Source organism: Pseudomonas sp. GW456-12-1-14-TSB6 (assembly GCF_059424205.1).
In genome coordinates this window covers 21,980-39,746 of sequence record NZ_JBWKZE010000044.1, presented here as the reverse complement: position 1 = coordinate 39,746, position 17,767 = coordinate 21,980, and the positions used below count along the sequence as shown (strand labels likewise).

The window sequence follows — 17,767 nt, the reverse complement described above, 5'->3', positions numbered from 1 at the left end:
ACCCCGGACGGCGGCATCCCCGCCACCAGCGCCAGGCCGATGGAAATCAGGGTGATGACAATGAACGGATTGAGCCGGTAACGGGCGATCAGAACGATCAGGGCGATGATGGCAACGGCGGCGTACACCAGCAGCCAATAGCCGAAGGACGGTGTCATGCGGTACTCCTCGAAAGGGTCACGTTCGAATGGGTTGTGAAACTCATAAATCATTTCGAGATCGAGTTTTCAAACCAAGTGAAAGTAATTTTCGTGGAGGGATAAGGGTTGTCGTTTTTGGATATGTCTTGTCGCGAATAATGAAAATCGCGGGGTGGGATTTTCATAATCCTCGGGCACAAAAAAACCGGTGAAAACAAGCAAGCTTGCTTCCACCGGTCTCGGGAACGTCACCTTTTTCAGCGTGGACTCACACCATTTCGTTACGAATCCATTCAACCACCGACGTGCGCTTCGGCGTCCAGCCCAGCAGCTCGCGGGCGTGTTTGCCGCGTACGCGGCTGTTGGAGCCGAGGCCGTAGTTGGCCATTTCGTAGCCCCACTCGGCTTCGGCATCTTTCAGTGGCCAGTCTTGTGTCTGGCCCAGATTCAGGGCTTCGGCCATGGCGGTGGTCATGTCGATGAATGACGCTTCGCCGCTTTCGACGAAGTAGAAGGTGCCCGGGACGTTTTTGGTCAAGGCCAGCAGGTACAGCGCCACCACGTCTTCGATGTGCACGTTGGACCAGATGTTCTGGCCGGTGCCGACGTGACGCACCACGCCGCTTTTACGTGCCTGTTTCAGCAGGCGCGGCAGTTGCACGCTGTCGCGGTTGACGCCCAGGCTGTGGCCGTAAATCAGGGTATTGCAGATGACGGCCGAGTTCACGCCGTCCTGCGCGGCGGCGAGGATCAGATTGTCGATAGCCACGCGTGCAGCCTTGTCGACGGTCGGCTCCGGAAGGTTGTCTTCGAAGTAGATGACGTCGCTGGATTTGCCGCCGGACGCATCGCCGACGATGCTCGAACCGCTGGTGTGCAGGAACACTTTGTTCGAGCCGCGCAGGGCGTCGAGCAAGGCTTCGACGGCGCCGCGATGGTCGCTGCTGGCGGCGTTGATCACGGCATCGGCGGCGCGGGCTTGTTCGGCCAGTAGCGCGTTGTCGTCGAGGGTGCCGATCACCGGGGTGATGCCCAGCGCTTTCAGCTCATTGGCTTGTTCGGCGCTGCGCACCAGACCGGTGACGGTGTGGCCGGCCTGGACCAGACCGGTGGCGATGGAACCGCCGATAAAACCGGCAGCGCCGGTGACGAATACGTTCATGGAGAAACTCCCTGCGTGAGTAAGTGATGGAGCGAGTATCGACCGGCGAGCCCGGTGGAAAAACCCGCCCCCAACCAAATCACTGTTGCGCAGGGATCACGAATCAGCCCTTGAAATCGGCGCTGGCGTAAGCCGCCAGTTTGCTCTGGATGAAGTCGAGGAAGCACTGGATGCGCAGCGCCAATTGCGAGTTGCGGTAGTACACCGCGTTGATCGGCTGGCGATAACCGCTGTTGAATTCCGCCAGCAACACCTTGAGGCGCCCTGCGCGAATGTCGTCGATGGTCATGAAATGCGAGAGGCAGGCAATGCCCTGGCCTTCCAGCGCCAGATGCCGAACCGTCTCGCCGCTGGAGGCGCTGATCGCCGGAGTGATCGGCCAGCGGTCGCCGTGCACGTAACGCAGCGGCCACTGGTTGAGACCTTCGTTCTGGGTGAAGCCAAGCAAGGTGTGTTCGCTGAGATCGGCCACCTGGAGCGGTGCGCCATGTTTTTCCAGATACGCGGGACTGGCGACGATCAAAAGCGGACTGCAACCCAGCGAGCGGGCATGCAACGTCGAATCGGCGAGGGTGCCGATGCGGATAGCAACGTCGGTGCTTTGTTCCAGCAGGTCAATGATCAGGTCATTGCTGTTGAGTTCGAGCTGGATGTCCGGGTACAGCCGGCGGAATTCGTCGATGTACGGCACGACGGCGTGGAGCATGAACGGCGACGCGGCGTTGATCCGCAGTCGCCCTGATGGCGTCTGCTGGCGCGAAGACAGGCGCTCTTCGAGCTGGTCCATCTGGTCGAGGATCAGCTTGGCCTGTTCGAAGAAGTACTTGCCCTCCTCGGTCAGGTCCATGCGCCGAGTGGTGCGGTTGATCAGCGTGGTGTCGAGCTTGGCTTCCAGCCGCGACAGCGTGCGGCTGACGGCCGACGGCGTCTGTCCGACCTGCTCGGCGGCGGCGGAGATCGAACCGCATTCGATCACGCAGACGAAAATCTGCAACTCATCGGATCTGGCTTTCACGGGTGTCCTCGAATCGAAAGGCCTGCTGCGCAAGCTCAGGCCTTCGATAGTAGCCGAGCGTCAGGCCTTGAGGCCAAACACCTCGCTCAGATGCTGCTCGTAACGCGCCACATCCGCTTCGATGTTCGGGCGTTTCATCACGTCCACGCAGAGGAAGGTCGGCAGGCCGGTCATGCCGAGGAACTGGTTGGCTTTGTGGAACGGGAAGTACACCGCGTCCACGCCTTTGGCTTCGAAGAAGTCGGTCGGATCATCGAACGCCTGCTGCGGTGCGTTCCAGGTCAGCGACAGCATGTACTGCTTGCCGTGGATCAGACCGCCGCTGCCGTACTTCTGCGAAGAATCCGAACGGGTGCGACCGTCGCTGGCGTAGAGGCTGCCGTGGCCTTCGGTGAAGACTTCGTCGATGTACTTTTTCACGGTCCACGGTGCGCCCATCCACCAGCCCGGCATCTGATAAATGATCACGTCGGCCCAGAGGAATTTGGCGACCTCTTCAGCGACGTCGTAACCCTCGTCGATGAAGGTGGTCTTGACGTCGAGACCGCCGCGATCCAGCACGCTCAACGCCGCTTCGTGCAGGGTGGTGTTGTAGCGACCGTCGGAGTGGGCGAATTTTTTACCGCCATTGAGCAACAGCACTTTTTTCATGGGAGAGCCTCGATCGGATTCCGATACGCAGCGCAGAGCGCTGGATGGAGAAGGGGAAAAATTGAATGGCGGCAGATTAGCGATCCGCCTCGCGCGGAATAAGCACCGATTGCGCAAAATTCATTTGAGTAAAACGCACGAATCGATTGCCGATTGTTGCCGTAGGATTGGCCGCCATCTGAATCTGAATGGAGTTTTTTGCGATGAGCGAACGCCAGGGTTTCATCCTGCACGCCAAGACCCGCCCGGAAAAAGCCGAGGCTTTCGAAGCGTTTTTCCGTGCCTACGTCGAACCGAGCCGCGCCGAACCTGGCTGCATCGAGTACCACATGCTGCGCGACAAGGAAGACCCGAGCCTGTTCATCTTCTACGAGATCTGGGAAAGCCAGGCGCATCTGGACGTGCACTCGAACCTGCCGCACATGCAGCAGTTTCTCGCCCAGCGCATGGAGTATCTGGAGCGGGATTTCGATATCCGCCCGATTGAAATGCTCAGCCCGTCGTCCGCTAGCCGCTGATCAGCAGATGGGCGCCGAGCGCGCCCAGACCGATGAAAAACACCCGTCTGAACAGCACGGCACTGATGCGCTGGCGCAGCCATTGGCCGAGCCACATGCCGAGGACAGCGGGGATCAGGGCCAGCAGCGAAGCACTCAGTTCCGCGCCGCCGAGCGACCCGCGCCAAAGCAATCCGCCGGCCAATGCCAGGGTCGATACGGTGAAGGACAGGCCCAGCGCCTGGACCAGTTCATCGCGGCTCAAGCCAAGGGCCTGCATGTACGGGACGGCGGGAATCACGAACACCCCCGTCGCCGAAGTGATGACGCCGGTGATCACGCCACACAGCGGGCCGAGCCATGGTTCATGGCGGCGACTGACACTCAGCGTCGGCAGGAACAATCCGCTCAACGCATAGAGCAGCAGCGCCGCGCCGAGCCCGCGCACCACCCAATGCCCGCCGGCCATGCCGATCCACAAGGTGCCTACGGCCGTACCGAGGAAGATCGCCAGCAGCATCGGCCACAGCCGTTTCACCAGCCCCTGCAAATGTCCGCCGAACGCCAGTTGCCAGACGTTGGTGAGGGTTGCCGGAATGATCAGCAACGCCGCAGCCTGCGACGGTGCCATAGCCAGACCGAGCAGCCCCATGGCGACGGTAGGCAGGCCAAGACCGATCACGCCCTTGATCATGCCGGCGACGACGAAAGTCACGATCACCAGCAACGACACGGCCAGACCGAGGTTTTGATAGAAATCTGCGAGTGCGTTCATGGCGATACTGTGCGCCTGCGCGGGTGAACTGAAAATCTGTCATACACTGAGGCAGCCTCTCGCTCTGCCTGAGGCTAGTAGATTTTTTTGCGGCCACTGGCCTCTTCGTCGGGACCGATACCACTGATATTGAGGCTGCCCCATGCACTTCGACCTCACCGACCTGCGCCTTTTCCTGCACATTCTCGACAGCGGCAACATCACCGCTGGCGCCGCGCGCAGTCATCTTTCGCTGGCGGCGGCCAGTGCGCGGATCCGGGCGATGGAAGCGTCGCTGGGCACCGAGCTTCTTGAGCGCGGGCGCCGTGGTGTCACGCCGACGCCGGCCGGCAAAGCCCTGGCGCAACATGCGCGGGTGTTGCTGCAACAGGCCGAACGCCTGCAACAGGATCTGGCCGAGTACGCGCGCGGCGTCAAAGGCCAGGTGCGTCTGCTGTGCAACACCACGGCACTCAGCGAATACCTGCCGGAGGTGCTGGCGGATTTCCTGCGCGAGCACCCAAACCTCGACATCGATCTGCAGGAACTGCCCAGCGCCCGCATCACCCACGCCTTGCGTCAGGGCGCGGCAGATCTGGGCATTGTGTCCGACGCGATCGACACCACCGACTTGCAGACCCGAGCCTTTCGCGATGATCCGCTGGTGCTGATTCTGCCTTTGGAACATTCACTGTCTGACGCAACTGAAGTCAGTTTCAGCGACGCTCTGCGCCATGACTTTGTCGGGCTGCAGGCCGACAGCGCTTTGGCGATTTACCTGGAAGAGCAGGCGCTGCACAGCGGCTCGCGGATGCAGATCCGCATCCGTGCTGATGGTTTCGACGGCGTGATGCGCATGGTGGCCCGAGGTGCCGGTCTGGGCATCGTGCCGCTGGCGGCGGTTCAGCGCGCTGCGCCGCAAGCCTTCAAGACCTTGCCGATGAATGAAGGCTGGGCCAGGCGCAAACTGTTGCTGTGTGCCCGCGACATCGCCGCGTTGCCGCCCTATGCCACAGCCTTGTTGCAAGCCTTGGTACTCCCGTAAACATGTTTTTTTCTTCGGCAAATTAAGCACAAGGAATAGCTTGCAAGGTACGTATACATACGTACTATATCGCCAGAGCGAACGTGTTGCCCGATACCCGTTTTCGCACAACGACAACGGACAAGGAAGAACGGATCGGCTCCATTAAACCTACATGGAATGAGGTGACGCGATGGTTGATTCAACGGAGTTTCGTAATGCAATGGCGATGCTGGGGAGTGCCGTCACCATCGTCACGACCGATGGCCCTGCGGGGCGTTTCGGCTTTACCGCCTCGGCGGTGTGCAGCGTGACGGATTCACCGCCGACGCTGCTGGTGTGCGTCAATCGCTCGTCGTCCAATCACGAGCATTTCAAGACCAATGGCGTGCTGTGCGTGAACGTGCTGACTGGCGACCACCAGTCGACCTCCGGCGCATTCGCCAATCGGCAGTTGAGCATGCAGGAGCGTTTTTCCAGCGTGAACTGCCAGACCCTCAAGACCGGTTCGCCGGTGATCGAAGAGGCGCTGGTCAGCCTCGATTGCCGGGTCAGCAAGGTCGACGAGGTCGGCACTCACAGCATCTTCTACTGTGAAATCCTCGAACTGCAGCAACACAGCGAGGCCACGGAAGGCCTGGTCTATTTCAACCGCAGTTACTACCGTCTGAACGACGAACTGCGCCTGGCACCCGAGCAGTGATCCAGACACCCGCCGGCCTCGGCTGACGCCGGCCGGCGGGTCATGACAGGGATGTAACCATGCTATTCAATGAAGACAACTTCGCGGATATCGACCTGAACCTGATCATCATTTTCCTGGTGCTGTTCCGCGAACGCAGCGTGTCCCGCACCGCCGAGCGCCTGCACGTCAAACAACCCGCCATCAGCGGATCGCTGGCACGCCTGCGCAAGCGCTTCGATGATCCGTTGTTTCTGCGCTCGTCGAGAACCATGCGCCCGACCTCGAAAGCCGAGCAACTGGCGCAAGCGCTGACGCCGGCCATCAAGCAGATCGAAGCGGTGATCCGGCTCTGAAAAACCGGCGAAAAAAAACCTGCGGGATTTCACTCCCGCAGGTTTTTTTTCATCAGGCCGACTTGAGCGCCTGAGCGTATTCAACCCGTGCCCAGAACGCCGGCAAAAAGCATTCGCTGACCAGCAGCGCCGAGCCATTGCGGGTGAAACGCGAACGCCGGGCCAACAGACGTTCGGCTTGCGGCGCGTAGCGATAGGACAGCGCGGCCAACGGCGCACCGGGCGGCAGCAAGGCACATTGGAAGGGTTCGCGCAGGGTCTGCTCCGAAGTGTAGAGAATCTCCGCCAGCGGTCGACGGCCGTAGCCGTTCAGCTCCGCCCAGTCGCCATTCAGCGCCGACACGCTGGTCAGGCTGCGCGCGGTGACACATGCCTCGCCATCGAGCTTCATCACCACCTCACGCACCCAGCCAATGGTGTTTGGCGGCACGTTCAGCGCTTGCGCTTCTTCAGGATTGAGCGGGCCATGGGACTGCTCGACGACTTCGATTGAATAGTCGCCCATGGCTTTCAGGCGCGGGGTCAAGGCCCCGGGCAAAAACAGCCAGTGATGCTCGGAGCCGGTCAATTCCGACAGCGGTCGCGATGACCAGTAATGACTTGTATCCATACCCGCTCACACCTTCCTGGTGATGGTGAATTGTTGGTTGCCGTGGAAGGCCAACCCTTCACCGGCGGTGTCTGTCACTCGGCTCCGTTTTCTTCGGTCACTTCGTGTTTGCTGATGACGCTGATGGTCTGTTCATCGGTCTTGACCGCCGACAGCAGCGAGTCGAGCAGGCCCGGAAAACGCACGTCCATGTCTTCACGACGCAGGGACAGCAGGTTTTCCCGACCGTAAGGGCGCTGCCAAATCAGACCGCTGTCACGCAGAACCCGCCAGTGGTGGGTCATGGTCGACTTCGATGCACCCTTGAGGATCCGGCCGCATGGATGTTCCTGGCCATCGGCCAATACTTTCAACACGGTCAGGCGCAGCGGGCTTCCCAATGCGGACAGCACATTTTCCAGAAGGATCTGATCCTGATTGGGATGATTCGGGACGTTCATAGGTAGGTACCCTTGATGATATAGGCGGGAAAAATCCGTCTTGTATTCGTCTATACGAGAACAGTAAGACTATACACAAGATGTTTTTCCCCCGCGACAGCCGCCCCGGAGGCGGCGTCCCGCAAAACAACTACAAATCGCTGCTCTGCGCGGTCTCCAGCGCAGGCGCCTGGAACCCGCCGCCCAGCGCTGCCATCAACGAAACCGAGCTGTCGATGTGCTTGCTGTTGAGGAAGGCCAGACGCATTTCGTCCTGAATCAATTGTTGCTCGATGTTAAGCGCATCGAGGAACGTGTCCTCCCCGGCCTTGTAGCGCGACTGCGACAGATCGTAAGACGACTGGGCAATCGCACAGGCATCGCGCTGCACGACGATCTGCTGCTCGAACGAACGCAACTGCGTCACCGAAATCGCCACCTCGTGCAGGGCCGAATTCAGCACCCGGTTGTACTGCGCGATGGAGCTGTCGAGTTCGGCATTGCCGGCCTTGAGATCCGAGCGCAGGCGCCCGGCATCGAAGATCGGCAGCGACACCGTCGGCGCCACGTTCCAGAACTTGCTGACCCCGGCGAACAGCGCATCACCGGTCAATGCATGGGACCCGGCCGCTGCCACCAGATTGATGTTCGGGTAGAACGTGGTCTTCACCGCCTCGACGTTTTTAGTCTCGGCCTCCACGCGCCAGCGTGCGGCGACGATGTCCGGACGACGGCCCAACAACTGGGCTGGCAACTGCGCCGGCAAGGCCACCACACTGGCTTGCAGATTCGATGGCCGATCAAGCGTGTGCGCACGGTCAACGCCCTTGCCGATCAGCGCCGACAGTTGAAGACGGGCGATTTCGATGTCTTCGTTGGCGCCGATCAACGTCGATTCCGAACGCGCCTTGAGGCTCTGCACCTGCTTGAGTTGCGACAGGTTGTCGAGGCCCGAGCCGTAACGTGAATCCGTCAGGTCCACCAGTTTGCTCAGGCGCTCCAGATCCCGTTGATTGAGCTCCGAGACCTGCCACGCATACGCCAACTGGTTGTAAGCCTTGACCACGTTGACCGCCAGAATCAGCCGCGACGATTGCAGATCGACTTCCGCCGCTCGTGCGCTGTTCAGCGCCGATTCCCACGCGGCACGCTGGCCGCCCCAGAGGTCGAAGGTATAGCCGAAATTGACCGCCAGATTGCGTGCGGTGAAGTACTTGTGGCCCTCGCCGCTGTAGTCCTCGAAGCGCGACAGTCGACCGCGAGTGACACCCGCCGATGCGTCCATTTCCGGATAACGCTCGGCATCGCGCAGGTCGAGAAATGCGTTGGCCTTGGCCACCCGGGCAGCGACTTCCTGCAAGTCCGGGTTGCTGGCGTAAGCCTCTTCGATAAGAGCACCCAGACGTGGGTCTCCCAGCGATGTCCACCAGTCCGCACGCGGCCATTGGGCCGGCGGCAGTTTGTCTTTCAGGCTGTCGGACGGCGCATCGCCGACCGCCAGCAATTTGCCCTGATGATCGATCCCGGCGTAGTTCACACAACCCGCCGCCAACAGGATGGACGCCGCCAGCGGCGCCAGCATCAAACGTGTAATCGAATGCATGTCACGTCCTCACAGGATGGGTTGCGGCACACCGGCCGGTTCGGCTTCGGGTGCGTGGCTCGGTTGCTTGATCGAACTGAGCAGCGTGTACACCGACGGCAGAATGAACAGGGTGAACAAGGTGCCGATCAGCATCCCCACCACAATCACCAGGCCCAGGCCGAAGCGGCTGTTGGCGCCGGCACCGCTGGCGAACAACAGCGGCGCGAGGCCGACCACCATCGCTGCGGTGGTCATCAGGATCGGCCGCAGACGCACCTGCGCGGCATGCTGAATGGCTTGCACGCGGTCCATGCCTTGCTGGCGCTGCAACTCGTTGGCGAACGCGACCATAAGAATCCCGTGCTTACTGATCAGACCGATCAACGTGATCAGGCCGATCTGGGTGTAGATGTTCATCGAAGTCATGCCCAGCGCCAGCGGCACCAAGGCCCCGCAGATCGACAGCGGCACGCTGATCAGGATGATGAACGGGTCGCGGAAGCTCTCGTATTGCACGCTCAGCACCAGATAGATGATCACCAGGGCCAGGCCGAAGGTGAACGCCAGGCTGTTGCCTTCCTGCACGTATTGGCGGGCGTCGGACTGCCAGTCGAAACTGAAGCCGGCGGGGAAACCTTCCGATTGTTTTTGCAGGAAACCCACCGCATCACCCAACGTCACGCCCGGCGCCGGAATGGCCTGAAACGTGGCGGAGTTCTGCTGGTTGAACTGGGTCAGGCGATTCGGTTCGACCTTGACGCTCAGGGTGGCCAGTGTCGACAGCGGCACCGGATTGCCCTTCTGATCCTTCACGTAATACAGCTTCAGGGTTTCCGGAGTCAGGCGATCCGCCGACACCGACTGCGGGATCACGTCGTAGGAGCGACCATGGAACGAGAACCGGTTGACGTACTTCTCACCGATCAGGCTGTTCAGCGTTTCGCCGATGTCCTGCATGCGGATGCCCAGGGCGTTGGCCTTGGCCCGGTCAACCTGGATTTCCACCACCGGGTTGTTGAAGTCCAGATCACTGTCGACCACTGCGAACAGACCGCTGGCTTGCGCCGCCTGCTTGAGCTGATCCATCACGTTGTACAGCGCCAGGTATTCCTGATCGCTGCGGATCACCATCTGCACCGGCAGACCACCGGTAGAGCCCGGCAACGGCGGCATCTGGAACACGAAAATGCTCGTGCCTTCGATCTGGTTCACCCGCGCCTGCAAGTCGGGCTGGATGGTGTTGGCATCGCGGCCGCGCTTTTCCCAGTCCACCAGGTTGATCCCGCCGACGCTGTTGGACAGACCGTCGGAACCGTTCGCCACCCAGTTGCTGTAACCCTCGGGGATTTCGTTGAAGGTCTTGTACAGCTCGTGAGCGTAGGCTTCGAGGTAGTTCAGGTTGGCGTGCTGCGGCGCCTTGATCGCGGTCAGCAGGATGTTCTGGTCTTCCAGCGGCGCCAGTTCGGTCTGCGCCGAGCGATAGAGGAACGGCAAGCTGAAGAAGATCACCAGCGCCACGCTCAGACTGATCCAGCGCCGCGCCAGCGAACCGCCGAGCAGCGCGCCATAACGACGGGACAGGTACTGGAAGAATCGATCTGCCTTGACCGCCATGAAACCTTCGCTGGTTTTCGCGTCCAGCAGACGGGTACTCATGATCGGCGACAGGGTCAGCGCGACGATGCCGGAAATCACCACGGCACCGGCCAGGGTCAGTGCGAATTCCTTGAACAGCGTGCCGGTGAGGCCGCCCATCAAACCAATTGGCGCGTACACCGCCGCCAGGGTGAAGGTCATCGCCACCACCGGACCCGCCACTTCGCGCGCGCCGATCAGCGCCGCTTCGAACGGGCTCTTGCCCTCTTCGATGTGACGGTGGACGTTCTCCACCACGACGATGGCGTCGTCAACCACCAGCCCGATGGCCAAAACCATCGCCAGCAAGGTCAGCAGGTTGAGGCTGAAGCCGAACATCTGCATCAGCATCGCCGCGCCGAGCATCGACAGCGGAATCGTCACCAGCGGAATCAGCACGGTGCGGAACGTGCCCAGGCACAGGTAAATCACCAGCACCACGATCACCAGCGCTTCGAGCAAGGTGTAGCTCACCTCGTCGATCGACGACTGAATGAAGTGCGCCACTTCGAACGGGATCTGCACGGTCACGCCCGGTGGCAGGGTTTCCTGAATCTGCGGCAGCAATTCACGCACACGTTTGACGATAACCAGCGGGTTGCCGGTCGGCGCCGCGTCCAGGCCGAGGAACAGCGCCGGCACATCGCTCATCGCGCCACTGGTGTCGGTGGAGGCGGCGTTCAGCTCCACGGTGCCGACGTCACGCACACGGATGATGTGGCCGTTGTCGTTGCGCAGCACCATGTCGCGGAAGTCTTCGACGCTGTTTAGGTCGGTGTTGACCCGCAGGTTGCTGACCACGTACAGGCCTTTGACCTGACCCGGAGCAGCCTGAAAGTTGTTGCCCTCGATGGCCGCCGAAACGTCCTGCCCGGTCATGCCGTAACCGGCCAGACGCTGCGGGTCGAGCCACAGGCGCATGGACAATTTCTGCTCGCCCATGATGTTGATCTTGGCCACGCCTTCGATGCCGGCGAACATCGGTTCGACGACGCGGGAGATGTAATCCGACATCTCCGGAATGGTCAGGTTGGAACTGGCAAACGCGACGTAGGCCACGCTGGTGAAACCGCCGGAAGTGCGCTCCACCACCGGGTCGTAGGCGTCCTTCGGCAGGCGGTATTTGATCTGGTTGACCTTGGCCATGACCTCGGTAAGCGCCGCGATGGAGTCACTGTTGAGTGCCATGCGGATCGTCACCTGGCTGCGGCCCTGGGTCGAGGCTGACGACAGATAGTCGATGCCCTCGACCGAGGCCACGGCCTGGCTGATCGGTTGCGTGACGAAGCCTTGCATCAGTTCCGAAGAGGCGCCGGGATATTGGGTCGTGACCGTGATGGTCGACGTTTCCAGCATCGGGTACTGGCGGATCGGCAGGTTCATCAGCGCACGCACCCCGAACAGCAGGATCAGCGTGCTGACCACCACGGCCAGCACCGGGCGGCGAAGAAAGAGGTCGGTGAAATTCATTTTTCCAGCCCACTGAGTTTAAGAGCAATCGTGTCCGGGACACCTTCCACCGCCACGCCGTCGTGGAGTTTGAGCTGGCCGGACGTCACCACCTGCACGCCTTCGGTCAGGCCCTTGTCGACCACCGCCCAGCCATCGCGGCGCTCGCCGACCTTGATGCTTTCACGCTTGACCTTCTGCACCCCGGCCTCGTCGGTGTAGACCGAGAACACGCTCTCGCCGTAGGCGTTGTAGGTGATCGCGGTTTCCGGAATCAGCAGCTCGGCGGTCTGCGGCAGGGTCACCGAGACCCGTGCGTACATGCCGGGACGCAGGCGTTTTTGCGTGTCGGTGATGACCGCTTGAACGTTGATGGTGTGGGACTGATTGATCTGCGGATCGACCGCGACGATCTTGCCGGCGAAGGTCACATCACCCCAGGCATCGACCTTGGCCTGCACGGTCTGGCCCAGTTGCACTTGCGAGCCATCGCGCTCGGCGAGGGTGAAGTTGACGCGCAGCACGCCCGGATCGGTCAGGGTTGCCACCGCGCTGCCGGCCTGCAGGTATTGGCCCAGGTGCGCCTGGCGAATGCCGAGAGTGCCGGCGAACGGCGCGCGGATATGCCGTTGAGCGATCTGCGCCTGCATGCGCTCCATGTCGCCTTTGGCCGCGTCGTATTGGGCGCGGGCACTGTCGAAGGCGCGACGACTTTCGGCGCCGGTCTTGGCCAGCTCCTGGACCCGGGCGAACTGCGCTTTGGCCGATTCGTACTCGCCTTTCAGGCGCACCAGTTCGCCTTGCTCCGGCGCGTCGTTGAGCTTGAGCAGCACTTGCCCCGCCTTCACTTCATCGCCGGACTCGAAATCGATATCCACCACTTTGCCGCTGACTTCAGCCGACACCAGCACCTGACGCTGGGCTTCGAGTTTGCCGATGGCCTCGAGGTAGTAGGTGTAAGGCTGCTTTTTGACCACGGCCAGACCGACCCGGGTGCTGGGGATCCGTTGCTCGGCCGCCGCCGGTGGCGGCGACCAGAAACGCCAGCCCAGTGCACCGGACAACACCACCACAAGAACAATAAAGATCAGCGACTTGATAATGTTTCGAGCAAGCATGTGGCACTCCCTTGACTCTTTGCTGCGAGCACAAAAGTTTGAGTTTTAAGAAAATAAAGGTGCAACTAAAGACGGGCGCGTTATCGATCCCTGTGAACTTTCACTTGTAAACGCGCCCGCTTTATTAATCCGCTGTTACGCCGCGGCCAGTACGTTGGTTTTATCCAGGTAATACTTGCCGATACCGTGCAAGTTCAAAGGCGACAACGTGAAGTGCTTCGAGCCGGTGTGAATATCGCGGAAGCAACGCTCCAGGAAGTGCGACTTGTAGACGGCTTTGGAACCGGCCATCGAGTAGATCTGGTTGACCGCATTGACCGAGTTCTCGGTAAGCACCGAGGCTGCCAGGCCGACGCGGGCGCTGACCGGTTCGCCGATGGTTTCACCCCGGTTGATCACCTGATGGATCGCATCTTCCAGCAGCAGTTGCGCGGTATGCACCGAGGAGATGGCGCGACCGGTCTTCTCGAAGATCACCCCTTCCAGGCCCGGGTCGGTGTTCACGGCGCGGTCATTGCGGAAGTGATCGACCGCAGCCCGGGCCACGCCCAGCACGGTGGACATCGCCGCCAGGGTGCCGAACTCGTAGTAACCGGTGGCGTAGGCCCGGGAGCTGCGCGCTTCGGGGGATTGCTTGAGGGTTTCGACATCCAGCGAGAATGACTTGTGGACGATCACGTTGGAGCACTGGAAGTGATGGCTGCCGGTGCCGCGCATGCCCAGGGTGTCCCAGGTCGGCAGGATGGTGCATTGGCTGGCGGGCACGAAGAACATCCGCACTTCCGGATTAGTGTTGTTTTCGGTGCCTTTGACGGTGGCGGTGCAGACCAGCCAGTCGGCGTGGGCCGAGCCGCTGGCGAACGCCCATTTGCCGCTCAGCAGGTACTCGTCGCCCATCGGCAGCGCTTCGCCACCGGAGTGGATGGCGCCGATCACGAAACCGTCGCAGTGGTTGTAGATCGCTTCGGAAGTGGCTTCCGGCAGGTAGTCCGACAGGCGCCCCATCGCCACTTGCACCGCCAGCTGCCAGGACAGCGAGGCGTCAAACCGGGCGAATTCCAGCAGCAGGGCCGAGGTGGTCTGGATATCGACCTGGGACCCGCCGAACGCCTTGGATACCGAGGTGCGGCCAAAACCTTCCTTGAAGAATCGGGACATCACATCCTTGTGCGTCGCATTGGTCTGCTCGCTGTAATCGCGGTGCTGAATAATCAGCGGATTCAGTGCACGCACCTTCTCGAGCCATTCATTGGATTCGGAGGGAAGGCTGTTCCATTGCATTAGATTTTTCATAACGGCTCCTAGCTATTATTTATTTACGATCAGCAGACGAAAAAAACAGACAGAACTTTTTATTGTTGTTAAACCCCGATAAAAATGTACGTCTACAGTCGTACATTTTACAAGCACTATTATCAGACTTCTTTCATTTCCCAATAAAAGAGCAATCACTGTCCGACAATAACGCAAGGCGCAAAAGGCCAACGTAACTTGCGCACAAGTTACGTTGCTTGAAACTTTTGGATTACTTCACGCCGGCGCGCCGGTCACTGACTTTCGCCAGTGAAGCCCAGTCCTGATCGGCCTGACCATGGGCCATGCCGTCCAGCAGGTTGTCCTTCAACACGCTGGCAAACGGCAGCGGTACCTGCGCCGCTTCACCGGCTTCCAGCGCCAGGCGCACGTCCTTGAGACCGAGCGACAATTTGAAACCCGCCGGCTCGAATGTTTCATCGACCATCAGCTTGCCGTAGCCCTGATAGACCGGCACGGCAAACAGGGTCGAGGTGATCATCTCGATGAACGCCTCGCGACTGATGCCATAGCCGCCGGCCAGGGTCGAGGCTTCGGCCATGGATTCGATTGCCGAGGCGATCATCAGGTTGGCCGACAGTTTGGCAGCGCAGGCCACCTCGGCCGTGTCGCCGAGCGTCCAGGTCTTGCGCCCCAGCACATCGAACAACGGCTGTACCCGAGCCAGTGCTTCGACGGGCCCGGAGGCGAGAATGTTCAGATTGCCGGCAGCCGCCACATCGACCCGCCCCAGCACCGGTGCCGACACGTAACCGACGCCACGCGCTTCATGCACGGCCGCCAGTTCTTTGGCCAGCGCCACGGACACCGTGGACATGTTGACGTGCACGCTGCCGGCCTGCAGACCGTCCAGCGCCTTGGCGTCGAAGAACACCGAGCGGATCGCCGTGTCATCGCCGAGCATGGAAATCAGCACCTCGGCCTGCGCCGCCAGCGCCGGTGTCTCGACAGCTTCGGCGCCGGCCTTGGCCAGTGCTTCCAGCGGTGCCGTCGAACGATTCCACACGCGGACCCGATGCCCGGCTTTCAGCAGGTTCAGCACCATCGGTGCGCCCATCGTGCCCAGACCGATAAATCCCAGTTCCATGTCGCGCTCCTCTCTCGATGAGGTGTTCAAAGCCGTTCAGACGATGATGCAGAATTGCGATTGTACGTGTACAGGCGTACATTTCAAGTGCCGCGACGATTCATTCTTCGCGGCAAGGGTTTCAAACACACCTTTACCCAAGGCAAGGAGGCTTTATGCAATTCGGGATCTACACCGTTGGCGACGTCACACAAGACCCTACCAACGCCCGTACCCCCAGCGAATCCGAGCGCATCCAGGCCACCCTGCAAATTGCGCAGAAGGCCGAAGACATCGGACTGGACGTGTTCGCCACCGGCGAGCACCACAATCCTCCGTTCATCACCTCCTCTCCCACCACACTGCTGGCCTACATCGCAGCCAAGACCCAACGCATCATTCTTTCGACGTCCACCACCCTGATCAGCACCAACGATCCGGTGCGCCTGGCCGAAGAATATTCGCTGCTGCAAAACCTCTGCGGCGGGCGCATGGACCTGATGCTCGGCCGGGGCAACACCGCGCCGGTCTATCCCTGGTTCGGCAAGAGCATCGCCGACGGCCTGCCATTGGCGATGGAGAACTATCGCCTGCTGCATCGTCTCTGGCGCGAAGAAGACCTCAACTGGAGCGGACGCTTTCGCACCCCGCTGAAAAACTTCACCTCAATCCCCAGGCCCCTCGATGACCTGCCGCCCTTCGTCTGGCACGGCTCGATCCGTACCCCGGAAATCGCCGAGCAGGCCGCTTATTACGGCGACGGTTTTTTTGCCAGCCACATCCTCTGGCCCCGTGAGCATTTCATGGCGCTGGTCGAGTTCTACCGCGCACGGTTTGCCCATTACGGTCACGGCACGCCGGAGCAGGCGATCGTCGGTCTCGGCGGGCATATTTTCATGCGTCGCAACTCGCAGGATGCACGCCGTGAATTCCGTCCCTACTTCGACAACGCCCCGGTGTATGGCCACGGTCCATCCCTGGAAGAGTTCATGGAAATGACCCCGCTGGCCGTCGGCAGCCCTCAGGAAATCATCGACAAGACCCTGACCTTCCGCGAGTACTTCGGCGACTATCAGCGCCAGCTGTTCCTGTTCGACCATGGCGGCATTCCGCTGAAAACCGTACTGGAACAACTCGACATGTTCGGCAAGGAAGTGTTGCCGGTGCTGCGTGAAGAAACCCGCAAACGCCGTTCGCCACTGGCGGCCGAAGCGCCGACGCATGCCAATCGCCTGGCCCGCTTGAAAACTCCGTCGGCCGATCCACGCGCCACGGTCAAAGCTGCCCAACTCGACAGCGTGACCGGCCACTGACCCTGGGGGAGCGAGCAGGCTCGCTCCCACACTTGATCAGGCAGCGCCTTTCAACGGGCGCTGCGCATCCATCGCCACCACCACGTCATCGTGGATCAAACGGGCCAGATACTGACCATAACCGGTCTTGCTCATGCTGCCCGCATGCACCAGCAACTGCGCGTCGTCGATCCAGCCCTTGTGGTAGGCGATTTCTTCGAGGCAGGCGATTTTCAGGCCTTGGCGTTTCTCGATGGCCTGGACGAAATTGCCCGCTTCCATCAACGCGTCGTGGGTGCCGGTGTCGAGCCAGGCCATGCCACGGCCCATCACTGACACGTTCAATTTGCCGCGTTGCAGATAGACGTTGTTGACGTCAGTGATCTCCAGCTCGCCGCGCGGCGACGGCTTGATGTCAGCGGCAATCTGCAGCACTTCGTTGTCGTAGAAATACAGGCCGGTGACGGCGTAGTTGGACTTTGGATCGCTCGGTTTTTCGCAGATGCTCAGGGCCTTGCCGGCAGCATCGAATTCCACCACGCCAAAGCGCTCGGGATCGGCCACGTAGTAGCCGAACACCGTCGCGCCTTCATCACGCGCCGCCGCTTGCAGCAGGGTTTCACCGAAACCGGCGCCGTAGAAAATATTGTCGCCGAGCACCAGGCAGACGTTGTCTTCACCGACGAATTCGCGACCGATGATGAACGCTTGAGCGAGACCGTCCGGGCTCGGTTGCACCGCGTAGCTCAGGCTCAGGCCCAACTGGCTGCCGTCGCCGAGCATGCGCTGAAAGCCCGGCAGATCTTCCGGGGTGGAGATGATCAGGATCTCGCGGATTTCCGCCAGCATCAGCACCGACAGCGGGTAGTAGATCATCGGTTTGTCATACACCGGCAGCGACTGTTTCGAGACGCCCAGGGTGATCGGATGCAGACGCGAACCGGCGCCGCCCGCCAGCAGTATTCCTTTGTACTTGGCCATGCTTTTTTCCTTTCAAG

Annotated in this window: 18 protein-coding genes; 5 read left to right on the top strand and 13 right to left on the bottom strand. The window is 60.8% G+C overall.

Features of this window, described 5'->3' with window-relative positions:
• The 4 genes from AC07Y2_RS27080 to mdaB form a co-directional block, all read right to left on the bottom strand.
• A partial coding sequence (locus AC07Y2_RS27080) for a GntP family permease (RefSeq protein WP_218278198.1) occupies positions 1-158 on the bottom strand: 158 nt, incomplete at its 3' end.
• Between the two features lie 250 nt (positions 159-408).
• Positions 409-1,302: an NAD-dependent epimerase/dehydratase family protein gene (locus tag AC07Y2_RS27075; protein WP_103387307.1), complete on the bottom strand. Its 894-nt coding sequence runs from the start codon at positions 1,300-1,302 to the stop codon at positions 409-411.
• Positions 1,303-1,405: 103 nt separating this feature from the next.
• Complete coding sequence (locus AC07Y2_RS27070) at positions 1,406-2,317, bottom strand: LysR family transcriptional regulator (RefSeq protein WP_039772910.1); 912 nt, start codon at positions 2,315-2,317, stop codon at positions 1,406-1,408.
• Positions 2,318-2,377: 60 nt separating this feature from the next.
• Complete coding sequence (gene mdaB, locus AC07Y2_RS27065; protein WP_039772912.1) at positions 2,378-2,968, bottom strand: NADPH:quinone oxidoreductase MdaB; 591 nt, start codon at positions 2,966-2,968, stop codon at positions 2,378-2,380.
• Between the two features lie 203 nt (positions 2,969-3,171).
• Between mdaB and AC07Y2_RS27060 the strand changes: the two genes are divergently transcribed.
• Positions 3,172-3,486 carry a putative quinol monooxygenase gene (locus AC07Y2_RS27060; protein ID WP_039772913.1) on the top strand — a complete coding sequence of 105 codons (315 nt, stop codon included), beginning with the start codon at positions 3,172-3,174 and terminating at the stop codon, positions 3,484-3,486.
• Here AC07Y2_RS27060 and AC07Y2_RS27055 read toward each other — a convergent pair.
• Positions 3,476-4,240 (bottom strand): sulfite exporter TauE/SafE family protein, encoded by a 765-nt coding sequence (locus tag AC07Y2_RS27055; RefSeq protein WP_103387306.1) that lies wholly within the window; start codon positions 4,238-4,240, stop codon positions 3,476-3,478. The two genes, AC07Y2_RS27060 and AC07Y2_RS27055, sit on opposite strands and share 11 nt — an antisense overlap.
• Positions 4,241-4,382: 142 nt before the next feature.
• On the opposite strand from AC07Y2_RS27055, the gene AC07Y2_RS27050 reads away from it, so the two are divergent.
• The 3 genes from AC07Y2_RS27050 to AC07Y2_RS27040 all read left to right on the top strand — a co-directional run bounded on the left by AC07Y2_RS27050 (position 4,383) and on the right by AC07Y2_RS27040 (position 6,281).
• Complete coding sequence (locus AC07Y2_RS27050) at positions 4,383-5,264, top strand: LysR family transcriptional regulator (RefSeq protein ID WP_103387305.1); 882 nt, start codon at positions 4,383-4,385, stop codon at positions 5,262-5,264.
• Between the two features lie 172 nt (positions 5,265-5,436).
• A complete protein-coding gene (locus AC07Y2_RS27045; RefSeq protein ID WP_007953834.1) occupies positions 5,437-5,946 on the top strand; it encodes a flavin reductase in 510 nt (169 codons plus the stop codon).
• A gap of 59 nt (positions 5,947-6,005) precedes the next feature.
• Entirely contained in the window at positions 6,006-6,281 is a 276-nt protein-coding gene (locus AC07Y2_RS27040; RefSeq protein WP_007953837.1) for a helix-turn-helix domain-containing protein, read from the top strand.
• Between the two features lie 52 nt (positions 6,282-6,333).
• Here the strand turns inward: AC07Y2_RS27040 and AC07Y2_RS27035 are convergent, their stop codons facing one another.
• The 7 genes from AC07Y2_RS27035 to AC07Y2_RS27005 all read right to left on the bottom strand — a co-directional run bounded on the left by AC07Y2_RS27035 (position 6,334) and on the right by AC07Y2_RS27005 (position 15,528).
• A complete protein-coding gene (locus AC07Y2_RS27035; RefSeq protein WP_103387304.1) occupies positions 6,334-6,891 on the bottom strand; it encodes a chorismate--pyruvate lyase family protein in 558 nt (185 codons plus the stop codon).
• Between the two features lie 74 nt (positions 6,892-6,965).
• Entirely contained in the window at positions 6,966-7,331 is a 366-nt protein-coding gene (locus tag AC07Y2_RS27030; protein WP_074691998.1) for an ArsR/SmtB family transcription factor, read from the bottom strand.
• A 130-nt stretch (positions 7,332-7,461) separates the two neighbouring features.
• Positions 7,462-8,913, bottom strand: a complete 1,452-nt coding sequence (locus tag AC07Y2_RS27025; RefSeq protein WP_103387303.1) for an efflux transporter outer membrane subunit — start codon at positions 8,911-8,913, stop codon at positions 7,462-7,464.
• Positions 8,914-8,922: 9 nt separating this feature from the next.
• On the bottom strand, positions 8,923-12,000 hold the full coding sequence (locus AC07Y2_RS27020) for a MexW/MexI family multidrug efflux RND transporter permease subunit (RefSeq protein WP_011332346.1): 3,078 nt from the start codon (positions 11,998-12,000) through the stop codon (positions 8,923-8,925).
• Positions 11,997-13,097 carry an efflux RND transporter periplasmic adaptor subunit gene (locus AC07Y2_RS27015; RefSeq protein ID WP_103387302.1) on the bottom strand — a complete coding sequence of 367 codons (1,101 nt, stop codon included), beginning with the start codon at positions 13,095-13,097 and terminating at the stop codon, positions 11,997-11,999. The genes AC07Y2_RS27020 and AC07Y2_RS27015 overlap by 4 nt, the downstream gene beginning before the upstream one ends.
• 135 nt (positions 13,098-13,232) lie before the next feature.
• Positions 13,233-14,390 carry an acyl-CoA dehydrogenase family protein gene (locus tag AC07Y2_RS27010; RefSeq protein ID WP_103387301.1) on the bottom strand — a complete coding sequence of 386 codons (1,158 nt, stop codon included), beginning with the start codon at positions 14,388-14,390 and terminating at the stop codon, positions 13,233-13,235.
• A 232-nt stretch (positions 14,391-14,622) separates the two neighbouring features.
• The gene (locus AC07Y2_RS27005) at positions 14,623-15,528 is read right to left on the bottom strand and encodes an NAD(P)-dependent oxidoreductase (protein WP_256587092.1); all 906 of its coding nucleotides are present in this window, start codon (positions 15,526-15,528) and stop codon (positions 14,623-14,625) included.
• 125 nt (positions 15,529-15,653) lie between these two features.
• On the opposite strand from AC07Y2_RS27005, the gene AC07Y2_RS27000 reads away from it, so the two are divergent.
• Positions 15,654-16,790, top strand: a complete 1,137-nt coding sequence (locus tag AC07Y2_RS27000) for an LLM class flavin-dependent oxidoreductase (RefSeq protein WP_103387299.1) — start codon at positions 15,654-15,656, stop codon at positions 16,788-16,790.
• Between the two features lie 36 nt (positions 16,791-16,826).
• On the opposite strand, the gene rfbA is transcribed toward AC07Y2_RS27000, so the two are convergent.
• Positions 16,827-17,750, bottom strand: a complete 924-nt coding sequence (gene rfbA, locus AC07Y2_RS26995; protein WP_011332341.1) for a glucose-1-phosphate thymidylyltransferase RfbA — start codon at positions 17,748-17,750, stop codon at positions 16,827-16,829.
• Positions 17,751-17,767: the final 17 nt, after the last annotated feature.